A 19,407-nucleotide genomic window follows, 5' to 3' on the forward strand; every position below is an offset into this window, starting at 1 on the left:
GTAAGGCTCGCGGCGTTATCTCCGGAAGGGGCTCAGTCGCGGCGGCAGCGGGTGATGAGAGCGAGGCAGGCTGTGGCGGCCAGCGCGAGCACCGTGAACATGGCGGGATAGCCGACGCCGGTGCCGTCGTGCAGCATGGCCATGACCGCCGGGAAACCGAAGCCGAGGTAGCTGACCGCGTAGAAGACCGCGGTGAGTCCGGCGAGGTCGTCGGGGCGGGCCATGCGCTCGATCTCCAGCAGTCCGGCGACCAGGCCGATGCCGAAGCCCAGACCGAGGACGATCGCGGTGGCGACGGTCAGCCACAGTGTCAGTGCGCCCGAGGCCGCCGCGGCCAGCGCCAATCCGGCGACGATCAGGGCCAGCGCCAGTACCGGCAGCCGGATGGTGCCCGGCCGGTCCAGCCTGCGCGCCACCGATTGAATGCCGAAACCGCAGCCGAGGGTGATCACGGTGATCAGCGCCGAGAAGGCGATGGGCGCACCGTGCACCTTGGGCATCATGAGGGTCGGCATGATGGCGTATGCCGTTGCGGAACAGGCGAACAGCCACAGCGCGATCGGGAGGGCCACCAGTCGGAAGCGCCGATGCGCGCCGACCGGAACCTTCAGATCATCCAGCAGCCGGGCCGTGTTCCGCTGCGGCGCAGTCGTTTCCGGCGCGCGGGCCAGCCACGCCGCCGCGGCCAGGCAGAGTCCGGCATTGATCAGATACGGCAGGGTGTCCGGCCAGGGACCCCACTGCGCGAGCACACCGGCGACACCCGCACCCACGCCGAATCCACCGGTGAGACTCATGGCCGAGCGCCGCGCCCCCGTGCCGGACGCGGTTTCGGGCGCGAACGGCGGCTGCGACAGCTCCTTGAGCCAGCTGCTGCCGACCGCCATGGCCAGTCCGAGTGCGATGCCGCACAGCACACGACCGGCGGAAAGCATTGGTACGGATGACGATCCGAATGCCAGCAGCAGCGACCCGGCCGCGGCGATCAGCGGCGCCGGCCGCATGAGAAGCCGCCGCCCATAGCGATCCGACAGCGGCCCGCCGATCAGCAGCGCGGGCACGATGCCCAGCACATACTCGAACAGCAGCAGGTCAACCGTGGTGACCGGCAACCCGTCCCGCTTGTACATGACCAGCAGCGGCGTGAATTCGTTTCCACCCCAGGCAATCGCGAAGATCGCCCCCGCCACGCTCATCCACGCGCGACTCGACGACCGCGCTCCAGCGGCGAACCGACCGGAAGCAGCGCTGGAAGATATTGCGCCGGTGTCGGTCAGGCCGCCGGCGGAGGTCGATGTTGTCATCACAGTCCTCTCGACCTCATGTTGTCCGCATCCATCGGGTGGTCGGCATCAGCGGGGGTGAAAGCGGCGCTGGGAGTGGTGGCAGTCGCTCCAGCCGAGAGAGCGGCGGTCGTGCAGTGCGCCGAAGCGGTTGTGGCCGAGGCGGTCAGAGCGCCGGCGGAGGTCGAGGTCGGCATCACAGTCCTCTCAAGCGCACGCCGTGCACGGCCATCAGGTGGTCGGCGAGGGCGGTGGCGAATCCGGCGGTGTTCCCGGCCTCGATGAGGTCGGCCAGGCCCGCGTGCTGGGCGATGATGCGGTCGGTCTCGATCGGGCCGTGGCGCAGGGCGACGCTGTTCATGCGGCGCTGGCGTTCGCGCAGGGAGTCGTAGAAGCCGGCCAGGAGGGGATTGCCCGCGGCCACCACGTATTCGCGATGGAAGTCGGCGTCGATGACGGCGAACCGGTCGAGGTCTCCGGCGGCGGCCAGTTCCCGCTGATGGTCGAGCGACGCGCGCAGCTTCGTCAGGAGGGCCGACCGGTCGATGTCGGCCAGCATGCGTACCGCGCCCGTCTCCACGACGTATCGGGCCTGCGTGACGTCCTCGGCCTCGTGTGCGGGCACGGGCACGATGAGCGCACCGCGCTTGGGGTACAGCTTCATCCAGCCTTCGGTCTCCAGCCGGAGGAAGGCCTCCCGCACCGGCGTCCGCGAGGTGCCGAGCGTGGTCGCGATCTCGCCCTCGCTGATGAGCTCGCCCCCGGGAAGTTCCCCGCTCAGGATGCGTTCCTTGACCTCGCGGTAGGCGCGCTCGGCAGATGAATACGTCATAGACACAAGAGGCATCCTAGGAGTCCGACCGGTCGGATTTGCTGGGATGTGGCCGGACTCACGGGGCTGAACAGGTGGCAGGTGCCCGCAGACTTGCGCGACCTACACCTTTCGAACAATGATCTGGCGTGTTGGCATAGCGCCAGTAAGTGAGACAGGGAGGTCCGCATGGCGAACGACGCCACCCCGCCGCTGCATGAAATCGTGAACAGCGCGCTCGAGTTCACGGTTCCGATCGCGCACAAGATGGGTGTCCAGGCGACCGAGGTGCGGCCCGGCTACGCCTCCACCAAGGTCCCGGTCGAGGGCAATGGCAATCACTTCGGCGTCATGTACGCTGGCGTGCTCTTCACCGTCGCCGAGGTGCTCGGCGGGGCGCTCGCGCTCGCCAGCTTCGATACCTCGAAGTACTACCCGCTGGTCAAGGATCTGCACATTTTCTTCCGCAGGCCCGCCGCCACCGACGTGACGGCCGTGGCCACCATGTCGGAGGAGGAAATCGCCCGCGTCGCCGAAGAGGCGGACCTCAAGGGCAAGTCGGACTTCAGCCTGAAGGCCGTCGTCACCGATGCCAACGGTGTGGTCGTCGCGGAAACCGAAGGGCTGTACCAGCTCCGCGCGCACAACAAGTAGCGCGCGGGCTGTCGCGGCGCGGGCGGCTCATCCCTGGGTGAGCTGCCCGAACTGCGCCATATCGAAGTAGTCGCGCCAGGCGGCGATCTTGCCGTCGGCGATCTCGAACACGCCCATGACCGGCAGCTCGATCTGCTTGTCGCCGAGGGTGAAACGGTCGGTGCGCTCATTGAGCACCACATTCCCGTGGGCGGACTGGTGGTGAATGCCGAAGTCGATCCCGCCGAACGCGCCGATGAAACCGCGCAGGAAATCGAGAATGGCCGCCCTGCCGAGCAGCGGCTGCATGGGGATATTGTGGTAGACGGCATCCTCGGCGAAATACTTGGCAATGGATTCCGGTGTGCCGCTGAGCCATTCGGCACAGAAGGCGGTGACCAGGGCTTCGGGGGACTGAGTGGTCATGTGGCGGGGAGCCTTTCGATTCAGTGGATGTGCAGGGGGAGGGTCTGGTGGCGGCGCACGAGAATGCTCGGGAACCATTGCGGCGGTGCGTCATCGACGAGGGTGAACCGCGAGCTGCGTTCCAGTAGCGCCGTGAGGGCGGCGGTGGCCTCCATCCGGGCCAGCGCCGAACCGACACAGAAGTGCACACCGCGGCCGAAGGCCAGATTGTTCGCACCGCTGCGGCGGTCCAGGTCCAGTGTGTCCGGCTGCTCGAACCGGGCCGGATCGCGATTGGCGGCACCCCACATCAGCAGCAGATGACTGCCGGCCGGGAGAGTGACGCCGCCGAGCACGGTGTCCTCGGTGACGTGCCGATGATGGCCGCGGAACGGCGATTCCAGGCGCAGCGCCTCGTCGATGAAGGCCGGAATGAGGGCGGGCTCGCGGCGCAGTTCGTCCTGGAGTTCGGGATCGGCGGCGAGCATGCGCGCCGAATTGGCGATCAATCCGGCACTGGACTCGCCTCCCGCGCCGACCAATTGGACCAGTACCAGCACCGCGACGGTATCGCTCAGTTCGCCTGCCGCACAGGCGCGGGCGAGTACGCCGAGCAGATCGTCGCGCGGATTCGCCTCAGCGGCTTTGAATGTGGTGTACAGATACCCGGTCAGCTCGGCGGCGGCCGTCACCGAATGGCCGAATCGATCGCCGTCCACCACCCCGCCCAGCATTTCGGTGCTGTCGTAGGCCCAGGAAAGCAGTTGCGGCACATCCGATTCCGGGAGGCCGATGATATCGGCGACCAGTGCGAGTGGCAGCTGGTCGGCCATGCCGGTGGCCCAGTCGATGCGCCCGCTGTGCAGATTCCGTGACCACAGCTCGTCCACCAGTTCGCGCACGGTCGGGCCGAGACCGCGAATTCGCTTGGCCAGCAGCGGCTGCACCAGTTTGCGGTGGGTGAGATGGGCCGGATCGTCGGCGGTGGCCAGCACGTGCACGGCCTGCCCGCCGCCATCCATATCGAAGGTCACGTGCGGCCCGTCCGGCTGACGCAGCAGCACACCGGTGAGGTTCGAGGAGAACGCCTCGGGCTGATTCACCGCTTCGGCCACCAGATCCCACGAGGTCACCAGGTAGAAATCGGTGCCCGGAATGCGGTACACCGGCGATTGCTCACGCAGTTGCCGATAGAGCGGATTCGGATCGTCGAGGTGGACGGGATCGAAGATGTCGATCGCATCCGGTGAGGTCAGCGTCATTGCCACTCCGAAGTCGGGAACCTGTGCTGAGCACACGGTTTCCCGTGCCGAATCGACTGTCAAGAAGTGTCTCGGTGCGAGAATTATGCACAGGTGGATGCTGCGGAGACTTCCACGCCCATCTGCCATATTTGCTGCTCAGGCCATATATCAAAAGCGAGACAATCAGAAGTGATTGTCTCGCCATGAGATGCGGTGATCCGCGTCAGCGGCCGGTGGTGTCGCGCCGCCGGGTCGCTTCTATTCGCTGTGGGACAGGCGCACCAGCATCTTGCCGGTATTGGCGCCGTTCATCAGCGCGGTGAAGGCCTCGAGGGTCTGGTCGATGCCGTCCACCACCGTCTCCTCGGTGCGCAGCGAACCGTCGGCCAGCCAGCCGGCCGCCTTGCCGATCCACTCCGGCGCCTGGTGCAGATGATCGGTGACATTCATGCCGAGCAGATTGATCCGCTTGCCGATGGCGAGCACCAGATGGCGCGGTCCGGGCGGCAATTCGGTGTCGTTGTACACGGAGATGGCCCCGCACAGTGCAATTCGGCCGCGCAGGTTCATGGTGGCCAGGGCGGCGTCGAGATGATCGCCACCGACATTGTCGAAGTAGACGTCGATGCCCTCGGGTGCGGCGGCGGCCAGCTGCCCGGCGAGATCACCCTTGCGGTAATCGATGGCGACGTCGTAGCCGAATTCGTTCAGGAGCCGAGCGGTCTTCTCCGGCCCGCCCGCGGAGCCGATGACCTTGGCCGCGCCCAGGCGCTTGGCGATCTGCCCGGCAACGGAACCCACCGCGCCCGCCGCACCCGAGATGAAGACGACATCGCCCTCGCGCACCGGCGCGACCTCGGTGAGCCCCGCGTACGCGGTCAAACCGGTGGTGCCGAGAACGCCCAGATATGACTGCGGGGAGGCGATTTCGGTATTCAGCACCTGCACGCCCGCGGCGTCCGCCAGTGCGTATTCGCGCCAGCCGTAGAAGTGGCTCACGACCGTGCCGACCGGAACCGTCTCCGCGGCGGAGGCCACCACGGTGCCGACCGCGCCACCGGTCATGGCCTCACCCAAACCGAAAGGCGGAATATAGGATTCGACATCGTTCATGCGGCCGCGCATATACGGATCCACCGACAGCCAGTCATTGCGGACCAGCACCTGACCCGGAGCGGGCTCGGGCAGCGTCACGGTGGCGAACTCGAAATCGGCCGGCTTCGGCTCGCCGATCGGACGGGCGATCAAACGCCATTCGCGGCTGGATACGGTCATTGCTGTTCTCCTTCGGGAGGTTTCATCGGATTCGCGGCGAGGCCGCGCAGAATGGTGTCGGTCGCGCCGCGCAGCAGGTCCGGCCGGTCGGCCGCGAGCAGGCCGATTGCGGTGGCCAGCACGATCTGCGCGGCATCGCCGGGTTGTGCGATGCCCGCCTCGGTGAGCACGCCGGTGAGCAGTTCGCGCAGATCGCCGGTGAAGCTGCGGCAGATATCGCCGCACAGCCGCGCCTGCTCACCGAGAAGTTCCGCGGCATGCGGAGATTCGGCGAAAGCACCGGAGGCCAGGGTCGCCTTGGCGGTGACAATGCCGAATACCTTGTCCGCGAGTGGAATCGGTGCGGCGGCGGCCGCGTGCGCCTCCGTCAGCGCACGCTCGTGCAGCCGCTCGGCCAGCCGCCGCACCGCATCGTCTTTATTGCGCACGTACTGATAGACCGCCGACCGGGAAACGCCTGTCTCCGCGGCGATATCGTCCATGGTCGTGCGCCGCGCCCCGTAGCGCAGCAGACAGCGCAGGGTGGCGTCGAGTACGTCGGCGGTCCGGTCGGGCATGCGTGTCAGAGCGCCTTCAGCAACTCCGCCGCCAGTGGCGCCGACGAAGCCGGATTCTGGCCGGTGTACAGATTGCGGTCCACCACCACGTGCGGGGCCCACGGCTCGCCCTCGCTGTAGTCCACGCCCAGCGCGATGAGCCGATCCTGCAGCAGCCACTTCGCCTTGTCGGCGAGCCCGGCCTGGGTCTCCTCGGCATTGCTGAAGGCCGCCACCCGGTATCCCGCGAACGGGGACTTGCCGTCGGCGTCCACCGTCGCCAGCAGGGCGGCCGGGGCGTGGCAGACCACACCGAGCGGCTTGCCCGATGCCAGTGCGGCATTGAGCAATCGCCCCGAGGTGGCGTCGACGGCGAGATCCTCCATCGGGCCGTGGCCGCCCGGGTAGTAGACCGCGTCGTAATCGGCCAGGTCGACCGCGGCGAGGTCGATGGGCTGCGTCAATTCGGTTGCCTTGCGCAGGGTTTCGGCGATCTTCTCGGCGCCCTCCGGGCCGCCGTTGGCTCCGGGTGCGAGGCTGCCGCCGTCGACGGTCGGCACCACCGCACCGGGGGTGGCCACCACGATCTCGTGCCCGGCGGCCTTGATGGCCTCGTAGGGTGCGGCGAACTCCTCGGCCCAGTACCCGGTGGGGTGCCTGGTGCCGTCGGCCAGCGTCCAGTAGTCGACGCCGGTCATGACGAACAGGACCTTGGCCATGATGCTCCTCGAGTCTGTGGATGAACTGACACTGTGTATGCAGAATGTCAGGTTGTCGCAGTCCCTACCGTAGGTGCCGAAATATCGGCTGACCAATAGACTCGCCTATATGAGACATAGGCAGGCCGATGGTTCCGTGGACTTGACGCAGCTCCGCACGTTTCTGGCGGTCTACCGGGCCGGATCGATCACCGCGGGCGCCGGTCAGGTCGGCCTGTCCCAGCCCACTGTGACAACGCAGCTGCAGGCGCTCGAACGCCGATTGGGCCGACCGCTGTTCGAACGTCTGCCGCGCGGCGTCACCCCGACCGCCGCCGCCCACGATCTCGCGGCCCGGGTCGCCGGACCCTTCGACGCGCTGGAAATCGTGGTCGGTGATGCTCCGGCCGAGCACACCCAGGAGCCACCGGTCCTGCTCGGTGGTCCCGCCGAAATGCTGGCGGCGCTGACACTGCCCTCCCTTGCTCCGCTCGTCGCGCATGGCATCCGCTTCACCATCACCACCGGGCTGGCCGATGAACTGCTGGCGGATCTGCGTCTGGGCAAGCTCGATCTGGTGCTGTCCACCATTCGCCCGCGCGGCCGGACCGTCCTCGCGGAACCGCTGGCCGATGAGGAGTTCGTGCTCGTCGCCGCGCCACAGGTGGCGGCCGCGGTGGATGTGGCGCGGCTACGGGTCAACGACCTCACCGGGATTCCGCTGATCAGCTATGCGCCGGATCTGCCCATTGTGCGCCGATATTGGCGGCACGTCTTCGACACCCGGCTGGAAGCCGAAGCCGCCCTTGTCATTCCGGATCTGCGCGCGGTACTGGCCGCCGTGGTCGCGGGGGCCGGGGTGAGTGTGCTCCCGCGCTATCTGTGCGCGCGGGAGCTCGAGGCGGGCGGGATCGTCACACTGCTGGATCCCGAAGACTCCCCGATCAATACCGTGTATCTCGCGCGCCGGGTGGGCGGCCAGTCCCGTCCGCACGTCGATCTGGTCCGCACCCGGCTGCTCGAGGCGGCCGAAGTGTGGCGCACGTGCGTGCACTGACCGCCCCCGGGCCTATTTGCCGATCAGCCCGAATTCCGTGAGCAGTTCACCGATTTCATTGCCCTCCAGGCGCTTCATCAAGCGCTTGCGCAGAATCTGCGGTCCCGGTAGATCGATGGCCGCGCCATCGCGCAGCCGGCTGGTGGCCGCCAGCAGCGAACGGACGTCGTAGGTGGAGGCGAAGACCTCCGGTACCCCGCGCTCGATATCGAGCAGCTGATACGCGGCCTCCATACCGGTGCGCACCGAGTACTCGGTGGTGAAGATGCAGTCGCGGCTGGTCTCGGAGAACTGGCCGATGAAGGCGAAGTTCACCGAACCCTCCGGCACCACCTGCGGGCGGTCACCGGCCTTGCGCGGCATGAAGAACGAGGTCACGTACGGCATCATGCAGGGGACGCAGGTGCTGGCATTCGCGGCGAGCTCGGCGATGTCCTCGACCGGAACGCCCATGTGGTACAGCCACTCCTGGGTGATCTCCTCACCCGTGCACTCCTGCATGGTCTTCTTCACGTAGTCGCCGGGGACGTCCACGAACAGTGAGTAGACCCAGACGACGATCTGATCCTTGGGCTGCTGCTTGAAGTGCGGCTGCCGGTTGACCGTCCAGCTCAGCAGCCAGCTGGAGTCCTTCGCGGTGACGATGCCGCCGGTGACGACCTTGCCGCTGAACGGATCTCGCTTACAGATCTTCTGAATGTATTCGGGGATACGCTGATCCAGCGTGGTGACGGTGGCCGATTCCCATTTGGTCTTCTCGATATCGCCGGCGAACACGTCCGGATGCCCGAAGGCCGGATCCTTGGCCGCCAGCGTCCGCCACAGATCCCAGGCGGGTGCGGGGCCGGTCTTCAGCTTCGCGGGAGTGTGCTGGTCGCCCTCATCGGAATTCTCCGTCAGCGAGCCGATGGTCATGAGCAGCAGATCGTTCTCGCCCAGATCCACGCCGCCCTCGACGCCCTCGGACACCCAGTGGATTCGCTTGGCCTGCTTGCGTTTCGCGCTCAGATCGAAATCGACGTCGGTGACCGTGGTATCGAATTTGAAGGTCACACCCTGCTCGAGCAGCCACTGGTAGAGCGGCAGCACCAGTGATTCGTACTGGTTGAATTTGGTGAACTTCAGCGCCGAGAAGTCCGGCAGACCGCCGATGTGATGGATGAAGCGGTGCAGGTACAGCTTCATCTCCAGGGCGCTGTGCCACTCCTCGAAGGCGAACATGGTGCGCCAGTACATCCAGAAGTTGCTCTCGAAGAAGTCCTTGGAGAAGACCTCGTCGATGCGCTTGTCCTCCATCTCTTCCCGGCTCGCCAGGAAGATCTTGATGATGTCCTTCTGCGCCTTCTCGTTCAGCGTGAAGAGGCCGTCGGTGTGCGCGTCCTGACCGCGATCGACGGTGGCGCGCTGCAGCGAGGAGTTCGGGTCATCCTTATTGAGCCAATAGAATTCGTCCAGCACACTGCCGTCCACCTCCATGGAGGGGATGGTCCGGTACAGATCCCACAGGCATTCGAAATGGTTCTCCATTTCGCGGCCGCCGCGAATGACGAAGCCCTTCTTCGGCTTCTTGATGCCGTCGAGGGCGCCGCCGGGAAGCTTCAGCTCCTCCAGAATGGTGATCTTGCTGCCCGGCAGCTGTCCGTCGCGGATGAGGAAGGCCGCTCCGGACAGCGAGGCGAGGCCGGACCCGACGAACCAGGCCGTCTTCTTGTCCACCCCAGCGGGTTTGCGGGGCCGTGCGAAGGCTTCGTAGTTGCCATTGCTGTAGTACATATGACTCCTATTCCTGAAGCGGATTCGAACCGGTTGCCGAACAGAGCGTTACGCGGAGTACTTGTAAAAGCCCTCACCGCTGGAGATCCCGAGCTTGCCCTTGTCGATGTAGTTGTCCTTCAACCACTTCGCGAGCTGCTTACCGCCCGGCTCGGTGCTGTTGACGAGAATGTTGTACGGCGTGGTCAGCCCGATGACATCGAGAATCTGGAACGGACCCAGCGGCGCGCCGGTGGCAATGCGCCAGGTCTTGTCGACCGCCTCAGGTTCGGCGTAACCGCCTGCGCTGAGCGACATTCCGGCATTGAGCAGCGGCACCAGCAGCGAATTGAGAACGTAGCCGGCCTTCTCCCTGTGCAGCTCGATCGGCACCATGCCGATGGCGGAGGCGAAGTCGACCACCGCCTGGTACACCTTGGGATCGGTCTCCGGCGTGCCCATGACCTCGGCGGTATTGAACTGCCACACCTGATTCGCGAAGTGCAGCGCCAGGAAACGGTCCGGGCGGCCGGTGAATGCGGCCATATCGCTGGGCAGCAGGGTGGAGGAGTTGGTGGCGAAAATGGTTCGCTCCGGCGCGAATTCGCCCAGTTTGGTATAGGTGTCCTGCTTGATGCTGAGCACCTCGGGCACCGCCTCGATCACCAGATCGGCCTCTGCCACCGCCTGTTCCAGATCGGACCTGAGGGTAATGCCCGCGGCGGCCTTCTCGGCCTTGCCGTCACCGCCCCCGGCCACCTGGGACTTGTAGATCTCCGAGAGTTTGACGAACCGTTCGCGGGCGGCGTCGAGGGCCTTGTCGTCGATATCGTAGGCCGTGACTTCGAATCCGCTGAACGCTGTCTGGAAGGCGATCTGCGAACCCAGGACCCCCGTTCCCAGCACCGTTACCTTGCGGATGTCGATGGTCAATGTGTTCTCCTCTCCAGGGCGTCGTCGGACGCCGCCGGGAGGGCAGCGAAGAATCCGGCGACTATGTGGCAGATTTGGGCTCGCAGATCCGCGAGCGGGTCGTACTCCGGATGCGCGCCGGTCGCCGGCCGCGCCAGCGCCAGGTGCAGTACGGCGAAGACGCTGCGCCCGGCCAACCGTGAATGTTCTTCCAGCACTGCGCAATCGAGCCCGCGGGCGCGGGCCGCACCGGCGAGCCGTGCGGCGACCATGGCCTCCAGTCGCGCCACCAGGGCCAGGCCCTCGGCCCGGTACTTCTCGGTGGGCGAACCGAACAGCAACTCACGCTGATAGGCGACGGTGTTCTCGGCATTGCGCCCGGCGGCCCGCACGGTCGGACTGATGATCTCGATGACCGCCTCCGCCGGCTCGGTGTAGTCCCGCAGTCGGCGCTCCGCGAGATCGAGGGCCGCCCGGAAGTCGGCGTTGTAGACCATGAGCAGCAGCTCGCCCTTGGACGAGGCGTAGCGGAAGAGCGTCCCGGCGGCAATATCCGCGCGGTCGGAGATCTGCTGTGTGGTCACCTGCGCGAATCCGTGTTCGGCAAACAGCGCGGCGGCGGCCTCGAAGATGCGGTCCTGCTTGTCGAGCATGCCCCTGACACGGCGGCCGACCGGTGTCGCATGCTCTGGCGCGGTCATTCGACACCTCCGGATCAACGTCAGTAAATGAGCGGACTCATTTCCGAGCGTACCTCTGGCTATCGAAAGCGCAAGCAGCGATCACCGGTCGTGCGCACAAACGGCGTGATCAGTAACGCAGAACCGCGATGGAGGCGGGCGCGACCGAACTCTTGAACAGTGCGGTGAGCTCCTCGGGTTCGAGCATGTAGACCGAGCCCTTGTTCTCCAGGGTCTTGACCGTCGCGTACTCGGTCAGGTCGATCACCGATGTGCCGGGCTCCGAATGGGTTTCGACGGCATCGGCCATTTCGTCGAAGCGGCCCCACTCCACCGCGCCCGCGGTCAGCAGCAGTGTCTCGACGCGTCCCTGGAAGGCCGCGCGCACCACTTCGCCGATGGTGACCGCCACCTTGGTGGGCCCGTCCGCGAGCAGGTGCGCGGCTCGCTCGAGGGCGGCGCGCTGCCCGGCCTCGAAGTGCGGCCGCACCACGTCGTAGGTGGTGGCGTGCAGCTTGCCGTTGACGAGGGCCGCGGGATTGGTATCGACCGTGCCGACGAGCAACGGGCCCAGGGTGGTTCGCTTCTTGAACTGCCCGGTGAGCTCCGGATCGGCGACCACCACCAGGGGAATCGCGCGATCGGCCAGACGGCGATCGACCGCGGAGGCCACCTTGCCGACCCATTCGTCGAGGGCGGTTTTGCGCCAGTCGGTGGGGGTTTCGCCATAGGCCTGCGTACTCGTGGTGGCTTTGCCGCCGGTATGCGGTCGGGCGGTCGGGCTGGCCAGTATGCGGCTCTGATTGTCGTCGTCGAGATTGTCCGTCGGGCCGGCCGGCAGCAGGGTGTCCGGTTCCTGTGTCAGCGCGAATTTGGAGCCGCCGTAGAACGTCGCGCCGTCGGCGGTCATGGTGAGCACCGCGTATTCACCGTCGGCGGCCAGCAGCGGCAGCAGTGGCTTCACATAGAAGCCCGGTTCGATGTGTACCTGCTCGGTGAACGTCAGCGGCACGGTGAACTGATACTGCGAGCCGTCGGCCCCGAGGAAGAGCGCCAGCCCCTGATCTTGATACCGCCAGAATCGCTCATCCTCGATGAGTGCGTGCCCCGGAGCCAGCAAACTTTCCGCTTCGGATTTACCGACACCCGCCGCGAGTAACCGGCCGTGCGCGTCGGTGAGCAGATTGCGGAGCCGAATCGGGTCCTGCCGCGTTTCCGGGCCGCTGTTGTGCGTGGGCAGATAGATCGAGACACCACGCCCCGGCGCGGCGGAAATGAGCGTCGACAGGTCGGACTGTTTGAACATCGGCCGTCCTTCAAGTAGAGGTTGGTTGGTCGATTTTCATGCAGGTCTGGTTAGCCTACGCCCCGATCCGAGCCTTCGGGCCGGTGCTGGGACCAGGGCGCGACGCGCTCGATGGCCGCCGCCAGGCGCAGAACGGTGGCATCGGCGAGGTGACGGCCGATGATCTGCAGGCCCACGGGCAGACCGTTTCCGGTCCACCCGGCGGGGATGCTGGCGGCCGGCTGACCGGTCAGATTGGCCGGGTAGTTGAAGCCGATCCAGGCGGAGTCGGAGACCGTGCGGCCATCGATCTCGGTCGGGCCGTGACTGCCGATCGGGAAGGCCGGGACCGCCGAGGTCGGGGTGACCAGTACATCGATACCGCTCATCAGTCTGGCCATGGCATTAACCACAGATTTGCGGACGATATTCGCGTCGGTGAAATGCTGTGCGGTCCAGTCCTCGCGCATCCACGCCACCAGATGCGGTGACATGTGTTCGCCGTGCTCCTCGATCATGCGCCGCATACCGGTGAGGTCGGTGTCGGCGACAATGAGGGCGGAGAAGGCCGCGGCCGGATCGGGCCAGCCCGGGACGACCGTTTCGACATGGCAGCCGAGTTGTTGCTCGAGCACCTCGTGCACGGCCCGGTCGATCACACCGCGCACCTCCGGATCGACCGCCAGATACCCGAGATCGGGGCTGTATCCGATGCGCAATCCGGTGACGGCCCCCTCCCTTTCGCCGGCGCGGGCCGCGCCGATCCAGTCGATATCCCCGCACGGAATGGAGTGCCGATCGCGCGGATCGGGTCCGGCGAGCACCGACAGCAGCAGCGCCGCATCGCCCACGGTCCGGGTGATCGGCCCGATGTGTTCCAAACTCTCCCAACCGGATACGCCGGGCAACCGTTCGTCCCGGCAGCCCGGATAGACCGGCACCCGGCCCATGGAGGGTTTGAAGCCGACCAGTCCGCAGAGCGCCGCGGGTATGCGCACCGAGCACCCGCCGTCACTGCCCAGCGCCACCGGGACGATCCCGGCCGCCACCGCCGCCGCCGAGCCGGCGCTCGAACCGCCCGGTGTGAGTGCGGGATTCCACGGGTTGCGGGTGATCGGGAACAGCGTGTTCTGTCCCGTTGCGCTGTAACCGAATTCGGAGGTGTTCGTCTTGCCTACACAGAGCGCGCCCGCCGCCAGACTGCGCTCGACCACGATATCGTCCTCCTCCGGCACGAAGTCGCGATAGACCCAGGAGCCCGAGGTGGTTCGCACGCCCGCCGTGGACAGCAGATCCTTGATGCCCATCGGCACCCCGGCCAGCTGTCCCGGCGCCTGTCCGCGGGCCAGCGCGTCGCCCAGCCGAATCGCCTGTGCGCGAGCCAGATCCGGGGTGGGTGTGCAGAAGGCGTGCAGCGTCGGCTCCACCTCCCGCATCCGATCCAGCGCGGCGTCGAGGACTTCGACCGGGGACAGCTCGCGCCGGCCGATGCGGGCGACGATCTCGGTGGCGGGCAGGTAGCAGAGTTCGTCGCGCTGGGAGGTTCGCATCCGCTGTCCCGTTCAGGCCGTGGCGATTTCGACGGCCGGTTCCGGGGATGCGGCCGGAACAGTCCGGGCGAAGGTCAGCCCCGCCAGCGCGAGCGCGGCGACCACGAACCCGACCACGGCATCCACCGACCCGGGCAACTGATAGTGCGCCACGGCGGCGGCCAGCGCGCCGATTGCCCACGCCGCGAACGCAATCGGCTGCACTCCGGCGATCACGAGGGGGCGTGCCCGCTTCGACAGCAGTTGCCCGACGATCAATACCGCACCGATCGGCGGCACGATGACGCCCAGCAGCTGCAGCCAGTTCACGATATGACTCCAGATGCCGGTCAGTGCGACGAACGAACCGACCGTGCCGAGCAGCACCGCGAGCGTCCGCATGCGCAGCGGCGTGAGCCCCGACCAGCCCACCGCCCCGTTGTAGAGGCAGTGTGCGGCAACCGAACCCAGATTCGCCAGCACGAAAAGCACTGCCAGCCCGGTCAGCAGCCCGCCGTGCCCGGTGAGCAGACCGAGGAACGCGCCGCCGTTCGACGCCGGATCGTCGGCCCCGCCGATGGCCACCACCAGGCCGCCGATCAGGAATGCGATGGTGTTCGCGAAGGGGAACGCCGAGGCGGCGGCCACCAGGCCCGAACGGCCGTCCCTGGCCCAGCGCGTGAAATCGGCTGTCATGGTGCCGGAGTCGGCGAATCCCGCGATCACGATGCCCACGCAGGCCCAGAACCCGAGCCCATGGCCCGCGCCCGAGTACGAGAGTGCGTGCGAGAGTGACTGTCCGCCCTTGTCGAGGCCGAAATACAGTGCCACCCCGGCCATTACCAGGAACAGCGGCATGCCGATCATGCCGATCACCGAGAGCGCCCGGATGCCCAGCGCGGTGATCACGATGTAGATCACCGCGCCCAGCAGTCCGCCCCACAGCGGATTCCACCCGAACACGCTCTGCAGGGTCGTACCGGTCAATCCGACCTGGTACGAGAACCATCCGATCACCACGGTGGCCAGGAATCCCACGACCACCGCGCGCCCGCGCCGCCCGAATGCCGCCTCGGCCTGCAGTGAGAAGTTCCGCCCGCTGCTGCCCGCGATCCAGCTCAGGGCGCCCACGTATCCGAACAGCAGCAGATTGCCCAGCAGGATGGCCCAGAACCCCCGCAGCATGCCCTGGTTGTATACGATGAGCCCGCCAAAAACCGCATTACCCAGGCACATCGGAAATCCGGCCCATACCGCCGACACCGAGAGCAGGCTGCGTCTCGCGGACGCGGGTACCGGCTCGTGCTCGTATTCTCCCGTCGGAGCTTCGCTGATCGACTTGTCCGGAGCGCTCATGGTGCAGTCCCTCGCTAGCGTGAAACACAACATGTTTTGTATACGATCCACGTGTTGCGTTTGCCTGCACGAACTTTGACGGCCATGTAACAAACCGCCCCCTTCGAGGAAGGAGGCGGTGCGGTGAGCGGTATCGGTCAGTCCTTGGCGGGGGAGGGCGCGGCCGGTGCGGCGAGGAAGTCCCGCAGGTGTGTGGTGAAGGCCGCGGGTGTTTCGACATTGGGGCTGTGGCCTGCGGTGTCGATGAGTTCGAAGCGGGCGCCGGCGGCGGTGTAGCGATCGCGGGTGACCGCCCAGTCGTACATACCGTCCAGGCGTCCGTGAATGACGAGGGCGGGGAGGGCGAGGCGGCGGATCTGGCGGTCCAGGGGATTGGCGGCCAAGGCCTTCCGCCGATCGACGCTCACCGCGCGATAGGCCCGCCAGGACATGGCCTGGTGGTCCAGGAACATCTGATGGACCGAGGGTGTGGCTGCGGCGAGGTCGAACTTCGGCGCGAAGCCGGCACGAAGGGCCTGGCGGACAATGGGTTCGGGTGCGAAGCGCTGCAGTACGCGGGCGATGGGTCCGAGGGTGAGCAGCGGGGTGGCGGCCGGGACGTTCAGGTAACTCAGATCCGGGGCCTGGTCGAGCACCACGATCTCACTGATGCGCGGGGAGCGGGCGGCCACGGCCAGGGCGGCGTCCGCACCCCAGGAGTGGCCGACCACCGCGACATTCGCGACGCCCAGTTCGGTGAGCAGCGCGGCCAGCATGCTGCCCTGTCCCTCCTGATCGAAGCCGTAATCGCCGCCGGTGCAGCCGAATCCGAGCAGGTCCACCCGAATGACCCGGTAGGTGTCGGCGAGCAGCGGGGTGACCGCGTCCCACCAGTGCACGGAACCCTCGAAGCCGTGCAGCAGCAGGACGGGTTTGCCGTCGGCGGGGCCGTCCTGGCGGACGTGGATGGGCCGGCCCTGCACGGTGATGAGATCACCGATCCGGGCGCGTGACTTCACTGCAGTTGACGCCATCGTCTTCACCACCGGCTTTCTGTCATACGGTCGAGGGTGATCCTCTCATTTCGGACGGGCTATTCGGCGTCTCCCAGTAGGTTTGCAGACCGCCGCGTTGTGGCATGCGTTCGGCGAGCTGTTCGGCCAGGCGCAGGACCACCGGCTGATCGATGAGGAAGCGGCCCAGCCGTTCGAGCTCGGGCCCGGTCGCTATGCGCAGGACCGTCCGGGTGGTACCGGGGAAGAACCGGGCCACGCGGTAGCCGATCCAGGATTCGGGACGCAGCGGCAGCACCGCCTGATTGCGCCGCGCGGCGTCGACGATCTTGCGGCCCGCCTTGTCCGGGTCCATGCCGAGCAGCGTCATACCTTTGACGATCGCCTGCTTGCCGATCGACAGCTGTTCCTCGCTGACGGTGGCTATCGCGGCGGTCGCACCCAGGTTCGTCGCGATCAAGCCGGGGCAGACCACGGTCACGCCGATGCCCTGCCCCGCCAGCTCGGCACGCAGCGTCTCGCTGAAATGCTTTACCGCGTACTTGCCGATGCTGTACGGAGTGGCGAGCCGGGCGGGGGCGAAGGCGGCCATCGAGGCAATGTTCACCAGCTGCCCGCCGGTCCCGCGCTCGGCCATCTGGGCGCCGAAAATCCGGCAGCCGTGGATCATCGCCATCATGTTGATGTCGATAATGCGGCGCAGATCTGCCAGCGGAACATCGAGAAACGGTCCGCCGACGATGATTCCGGCATTGTTGACCACCACATCGGGCACGCCGTGGGTGTCGCGGACCTGTTCGGCGAAGGCTTCCAGCGCCGGGGTATCGGAGACATCGAGGACGTACGCGTGCGCCTCGCCGCCGTTCGCGCGAATGATCGCCACCGTGTCTTCGGCTGTCGCGTCATTGATATCGGCGACCACGACCATCGCACCCGCCTCGGCCAATGCCTTGGCGATCCCGCGGCCGATGCCGCTGCCCGCGCCGGTGACCACGGCGACCGCTGGATTGAAGGGTTTCATCGCACGACCTCCGCGGGTACCAGGCGTTCGAGCGCATCGTCTATCCGGCGTAGTGCCGCATCCGGCACGAAGCGCGTCACGAGATCGACGAGCTGCCGGGTGTCCATGAATCGCGCCGCGAGACGGGCGCCCGTCGGCGAGAGCCGGGCCGCGGTGCAGGCGATGCGTGCTTCGAACGGTGTCGGCGCGACGGCGGCATTGCCGGCGGCGATGCGGACGATATTGCGCCCCACCGTCTCCGGATCGCGCGCCACCAGCCGGGCGGCCGCCACCGAGAGGTTCCGCACCCGATCGCTCATCTCGGAATCGAAGCCCACCACCTGGGCCGAGGGGTAGAACCCGGTATTGATGAAGGCCGGAAGCACCGCGGTCACACCGACTTTGGTGCCCGCGAACTCCAATCGCAGGCATTCGGTGAGCATCTGCGCGGCGGCCTTGCTGGTGCAGTACGGCGTGCTGAGCGGAATCGGTATGACCGCGGCGGGTGAGGTCACATTGAGAATGCGCCCGCCCTGCCCGTCGTCCACCATCTGCCGCCCGAAGAGCCTGCTGCCGTAGACGAGTCCCCAGAAATTGACGCCCATGATCCGGTCCCAGTCCTGGGCGGAGTGGCCGAGAAATGGTCCGGCCGTGGTGTATCCGGCATTGTTGACCAGCACCGTGGGCGTGCCGTGCGTGGCGTACACATCGGCCGCGAACTGTTCCATGGCGTCCGCGTCGGACACATCGACCGCATAGGAGTGCGCCGCACCGCCCGCTCCGGTGATCGTATCGACCGTGGCCTGCGCGCCGTCCTTATTGATATCGCTGACCACGACGCGCGCGCCCGCGGCGGCGAAACACTCGGCGGTGGCGCGGCCGATGCCGCTCCCCGCACCGGTCACAATGACCAGCTTGTTCTGGAATGTGGACATGCCTTCTCCTCCGGCTACATTGCCTCGGCGGCCTCAACCGTCTCAGACAGTGTACGACGCGGGTGCCGGAGGGGGAAGGAAATGTCGCGGGGGAGCGCCGCGAATTCCGCTGTTACGTCATGGATTCCCGGCGACGGCCGGGCAGTACGGGTGGGTGGATCAGAGCCGCGACGGCGAGCAGGGCGACGGCGACTATGACATCGGCCCAGTAGTGGTTGCCGGTGCCGACCACAACCAGGGTGGTGATGAGCGGGTGCAGGAGCAGCAGCCACCGCCAGGGCGTGCGGGTGGCGGCGATGAGGCCCATGGCCAGCAGTAGCGCCCAGCCGACATGGAGCGAGGGCATGGCGGCGTACTGATTGGAGAGGGTGTCGGTATCGGGCGGGCCGTAGACGGATTGACCGTATTTCGCGGCCAGGTCCACGAATCCGTCTTCGGGCAGCATGCGCGGCGGTGCGAGCGGGATGAGCATGTGCAGGGCCAGGGCCGCACCGGTCACGGCCACCATGAGGTTGCGGGTGACCCGGTAGTACATGGGGCGAAAGGTCCACAGCCACAGCAGTGCGCCGACCGCCACCGCGAAATGTGCGGTGGCGTAATAGAAATTGGCCGGGACCGCGAGGAATCCGTGGTGCACGAAAATCGCCTGCACCGCCGTTTCGTGCGGCATCTGCAGGCGATGTTCCCAGTTCAGCAGGCTTCGGGCATTGGCGAGTGCGTGATCCTGCTCATCGGCGGCCATCATGCGGCCGATGCGATAGGTCAGATATCCGACGGTGATCACCACCAGTTGCACCACGGCTTCGCGTCCGCGCCCGTGGACGGCCGCGCGCGTGCGTTCGAGGACGCCGGTGCCGTCATGCGAAACGCTCACTGGTGCATCGAGATCCAGTGCCACCATTGGCACGGCCTCCTTCCGGGTCGAGCGGGTGGCCCCCGCTACGTTAACCGGAGTAACACCCTCCGTTTAACGTAGCACCACCCGCTCGCAATCAGAAGCGGGGATCCGATCCGATGCCCGAGC

19 protein-coding genes are annotated in these 19,407 nt (G+C 66.7%); 2 read left to right on the forward strand and 17 right to left on the reverse strand.

Annotated features, from left to right (window positions below; translation table 11 throughout):
• Window positions 1–32: 32 nt before the first annotated feature.
• Window positions 33–1,304 carry an MFS transporter gene (locus tag OG326_RS09020; protein ID WP_442790931.1) on the reverse strand — a complete coding sequence of 424 codons (1,272 nt, stop codon included), beginning with the start codon at window positions 1,302–1,304 and terminating at the stop codon, window positions 33–35.
• A gap of 175 nt (window positions 1,305–1,479) precedes the next feature.
• Window positions 1,480–2,115, reverse strand: a complete 636-nt coding sequence (locus tag OG326_RS09025) for a GntR family transcriptional regulator (protein ID WP_327144148.1) — start codon at window positions 2,113–2,115, stop codon at window positions 1,480–1,482.
• Window positions 2,116–2,283: 168 nt separating this feature from the next.
• Here OG326_RS09025 and OG326_RS09030 point away from each other — a divergent pair, with 168 nt between their 5' ends.
• Window positions 2,284–2,748: a PaaI family thioesterase gene (locus OG326_RS09030; RefSeq protein WP_327144149.1), complete on the forward strand. Its 465-nt coding sequence runs from the start codon at window positions 2,284–2,286 to the stop codon at window positions 2,746–2,748.
• A 27-nt stretch (window positions 2,749–2,775) separates the two neighbouring features.
• Here the strand turns inward: OG326_RS09030 and OG326_RS09035 are convergent, their stop codons facing one another.
• The 5 genes from OG326_RS09035 to OG326_RS09055 form a co-directional block, all read right to left on the reverse strand.
• Complete coding sequence (locus tag OG326_RS09035; protein WP_327144150.1) at window positions 2,776–3,153, reverse strand: limonene-1,2-epoxide hydrolase family protein; 378 nt, start codon at window positions 3,151–3,153, stop codon at window positions 2,776–2,778.
• Between the two features lie 20 nt (window positions 3,154–3,173).
• Window positions 3,174–4,394, reverse strand: coding sequence for a cytochrome P450 (locus OG326_RS09040; protein ID WP_327144151.1), 1,221 nt, complete (start codon window positions 4,392–4,394; stop codon window positions 3,174–3,176).
• Between the two features lie 240 nt (window positions 4,395–4,634).
• The gene (locus OG326_RS09045; RefSeq protein WP_327144152.1) at window positions 4,635–5,651 is read right to left on the reverse strand and encodes an NADP-dependent oxidoreductase; all 1,017 of its coding nucleotides are present in this window, start codon (window positions 5,649–5,651) and stop codon (window positions 4,635–4,637) included.
• Window positions 5,648–6,208 carry a TetR/AcrR family transcriptional regulator gene (locus OG326_RS09050; protein ID WP_327144153.1) on the reverse strand — a complete coding sequence of 187 codons (561 nt, stop codon included), beginning with the start codon at window positions 6,206–6,208 and terminating at the stop codon, window positions 5,648–5,650. Before OG326_RS09050 ends, OG326_RS09045 begins: the two co-directional genes overlap by 4 nt.
• A gap of 5 nt (window positions 6,209–6,213) precedes the next feature.
• Window positions 6,214–6,906: a type 1 glutamine amidotransferase domain-containing protein gene (locus tag OG326_RS09055; protein ID WP_327144154.1), complete on the reverse strand. Its 693-nt coding sequence runs from the start codon at window positions 6,904–6,906 to the stop codon at window positions 6,214–6,216.
• Between the two features lie 109 nt (window positions 6,907–7,015).
• On the opposite strand from OG326_RS09055, the gene OG326_RS09060 reads away from it, so the two are divergent.
• Window positions 7,016–7,942 carry a LysR family transcriptional regulator gene (locus OG326_RS09060; protein ID WP_327144155.1) on the forward strand — a complete coding sequence of 309 codons (927 nt, stop codon included), beginning with the start codon at window positions 7,016–7,018 and terminating at the stop codon, window positions 7,940–7,942.
• Between the two features lie 12 nt (window positions 7,943–7,954).
• Here the strand turns inward: OG326_RS09060 and OG326_RS09065 are convergent, their stop codons facing one another.
• The 10 genes from OG326_RS09065 to OG326_RS09110 all read right to left on the reverse strand — a co-directional run bounded on the left by OG326_RS09065 (window position 7,955) and on the right by OG326_RS09110 (window position 19,284).
• On the reverse strand, window positions 7,955–9,715 hold the full coding sequence (locus OG326_RS09065; protein WP_327144156.1) for an oleate hydratase: 1,761 nt from the start codon (window positions 9,713–9,715) through the stop codon (window positions 7,955–7,957).
• 48 nt (window positions 9,716–9,763) lie between these two features.
• Entirely contained in the window at window positions 9,764–10,627 is an 864-nt protein-coding gene (locus tag OG326_RS09070; protein ID WP_327144157.1) for a 3-hydroxyacyl-CoA dehydrogenase, read from the reverse strand.
• On the reverse strand, window positions 10,624–11,307 hold the full coding sequence (locus OG326_RS09075) for a TetR/AcrR family transcriptional regulator (RefSeq protein WP_327144158.1): 684 nt from the start codon (window positions 11,305–11,307) through the stop codon (window positions 10,624–10,626). Before OG326_RS09075 ends, OG326_RS09070 begins: the two co-directional genes overlap by 4 nt.
• Before the next feature lie 109 nt (window positions 11,308–11,416).
• Window positions 11,417–12,592 carry a baeRF3 domain-containing protein gene (locus tag OG326_RS09080; protein ID WP_327144159.1) on the reverse strand — a complete coding sequence of 392 codons (1,176 nt, stop codon included), beginning with the start codon at window positions 12,590–12,592 and terminating at the stop codon, window positions 11,417–11,419.
• A 50-nt stretch (window positions 12,593–12,642) separates the two neighbouring features.
• Complete coding sequence (locus tag OG326_RS09085) at window positions 12,643–14,121, reverse strand: amidase (protein ID WP_327144160.1); 1,479 nt, start codon at window positions 14,119–14,121, stop codon at window positions 12,643–12,645.
• 12 nt (window positions 14,122–14,133) lie between these two features.
• A complete protein-coding gene (locus tag OG326_RS09090; RefSeq protein WP_327144161.1) occupies window positions 14,134–15,456 on the reverse strand; it encodes a purine-cytosine permease family protein in 1,323 nt (440 codons plus the stop codon).
• Between the two features lie 137 nt (window positions 15,457–15,593).
• The gene (locus OG326_RS09095; protein ID WP_327144162.1) at window positions 15,594–16,469 is read right to left on the reverse strand and encodes an alpha/beta fold hydrolase; all 876 of its coding nucleotides are present in this window, start codon (window positions 16,467–16,469) and stop codon (window positions 15,594–15,596) included.
• Between the two features lie 22 nt (window positions 16,470–16,491).
• The gene (locus OG326_RS09100) at window positions 16,492–17,469 is read right to left on the reverse strand and encodes an SDR family NAD(P)-dependent oxidoreductase (RefSeq protein ID WP_327144164.1); all 978 of its coding nucleotides are present in this window, start codon (window positions 17,467–17,469) and stop codon (window positions 16,492–16,494) included.
• On the reverse strand, window positions 17,466–18,383 hold the full coding sequence (locus OG326_RS09105) for an SDR family NAD(P)-dependent oxidoreductase (RefSeq protein WP_327144165.1): 918 nt from the start codon (window positions 18,381–18,383) through the stop codon (window positions 17,466–17,468). The genes OG326_RS09100 and OG326_RS09105 overlap by 4 nt, the downstream gene beginning before the upstream one ends.
• Window positions 18,384–18,495: 112 nt before the next feature.
• Complete coding sequence (locus OG326_RS09110; protein ID WP_327144166.1) at window positions 18,496–19,284, reverse strand: phosphatase PAP2 family protein; 789 nt, start codon at window positions 19,282–19,284, stop codon at window positions 18,496–18,498.
• Between the last annotated feature and the right edge of the window lie 123 nt (window positions 19,285–19,407).

Source organism: Nocardia sp. NBC_01327 (assembly GCF_035958815.1).
Lineage (GTDB): Bacteria > Actinomycetota > Actinomycetes > Mycobacteriales > Mycobacteriaceae > Nocardia.

Coding starts and splice junctions, on each gene's coding strand:
- OG326_RS09020 (WP_442790931.1), bottom strand. CDS start 1,304: ATGACAACATCGACCTCCGCCGGCGGCCTGACCGACACCGGCGCAATA.
- OG326_RS09025 (WP_327144148.1), bottom strand. CDS start 2,115: ATGACGTATTCATCTGCCGAGCGCGCCTACCGCGAGGTCAAGGAACGC.
- OG326_RS09030 (WP_327144149.1), top strand. CDS start 2,284: ATGGCGAACGACGCCACCCCGCCGCTGCATGAAATCGTGAACAGCGCG.
- OG326_RS09035 (WP_327144150.1), bottom strand. CDS start 3,153: ATGACCACTCAGTCCCCCGAAGCCCTGGTCACCGCCTTCTGTGCCGAA.
- OG326_RS09040 (WP_327144151.1), bottom strand. CDS start 4,394: ATGACGCTGACCTCACCGGATGCGATCGACATCTTCGATCCCGTCCAC.
- OG326_RS09045 (WP_327144152.1), bottom strand. CDS start 5,651: ATGACCGTATCCAGCCGCGAATGGCGTTTGATCGCCCGTCCGATCGGC.
- OG326_RS09050 (WP_327144153.1), bottom strand. CDS start 6,208: ATGCCCGACCGGACCGCCGACGTACTCGACGCCACCCTGCGCTGTCTG.
- OG326_RS09055 (WP_327144154.1), bottom strand. CDS start 6,906: ATGGCCAAGGTCCTGTTCGTCATGACCGGCGTCGACTACTGGACGCTG.
- OG326_RS09060 (WP_327144155.1), top strand. CDS start 7,016: ATGAGACATAGGCAGGCCGATGGTTCCGTGGACTTGACGCAGCTCCGC.
- OG326_RS09065 (WP_327144156.1), bottom strand. CDS start 9,715: ATGTACTACAGCAATGGCAACTACGAAGCCTTCGCACGGCCCCGCAAA.
- OG326_RS09075 (WP_327144158.1), bottom strand. CDS start 11,307: ATGACCGCGCCAGAGCATGCGACACCGGTCGGCCGCCGTGTCAGGGGC.
- OG326_RS09080 (WP_327144159.1), bottom strand. CDS start 12,592: ATGTTCAAACAGTCCGACCTGTCGACGCTCATTTCCGCCGCGCCGGGG.
- OG326_RS09085 (WP_327144160.1), bottom strand. CDS start 14,121: ATGCGAACCTCCCAGCGCGACGAACTCTGCTACCTGCCCGCCACCGAG.
- OG326_RS09090 (WP_327144161.1), bottom strand. CDS start 15,456: ATGAGCGCTCCGGACAAGTCGATCAGCGAAGCTCCGACGGGAGAATAC.
- OG326_RS09095 (WP_327144162.1), bottom strand. CDS start 16,469: ATGGCGTCAACTGCAGTGAAGTCACGCGCCCGGATCGGTGATCTCATC.
- OG326_RS09100 (WP_327144164.1), bottom strand. CDS start 17,469: ATGAAACCCTTCAATCCAGCGGTCGCCGTGGTCACCGGCGCGGGCAGC.
- OG326_RS09105 (WP_327144165.1), bottom strand. CDS start 18,383: ATGTCCACATTCCAGAACAAGCTGGTCATTGTGACCGGTGCGGGGAGC.
- OG326_RS09110 (WP_327144166.1), bottom strand. CDS start 19,284: ATGGTGGCACTGGATCTCGATGCACCAGTGAGCGTTTCGCATGACGGC.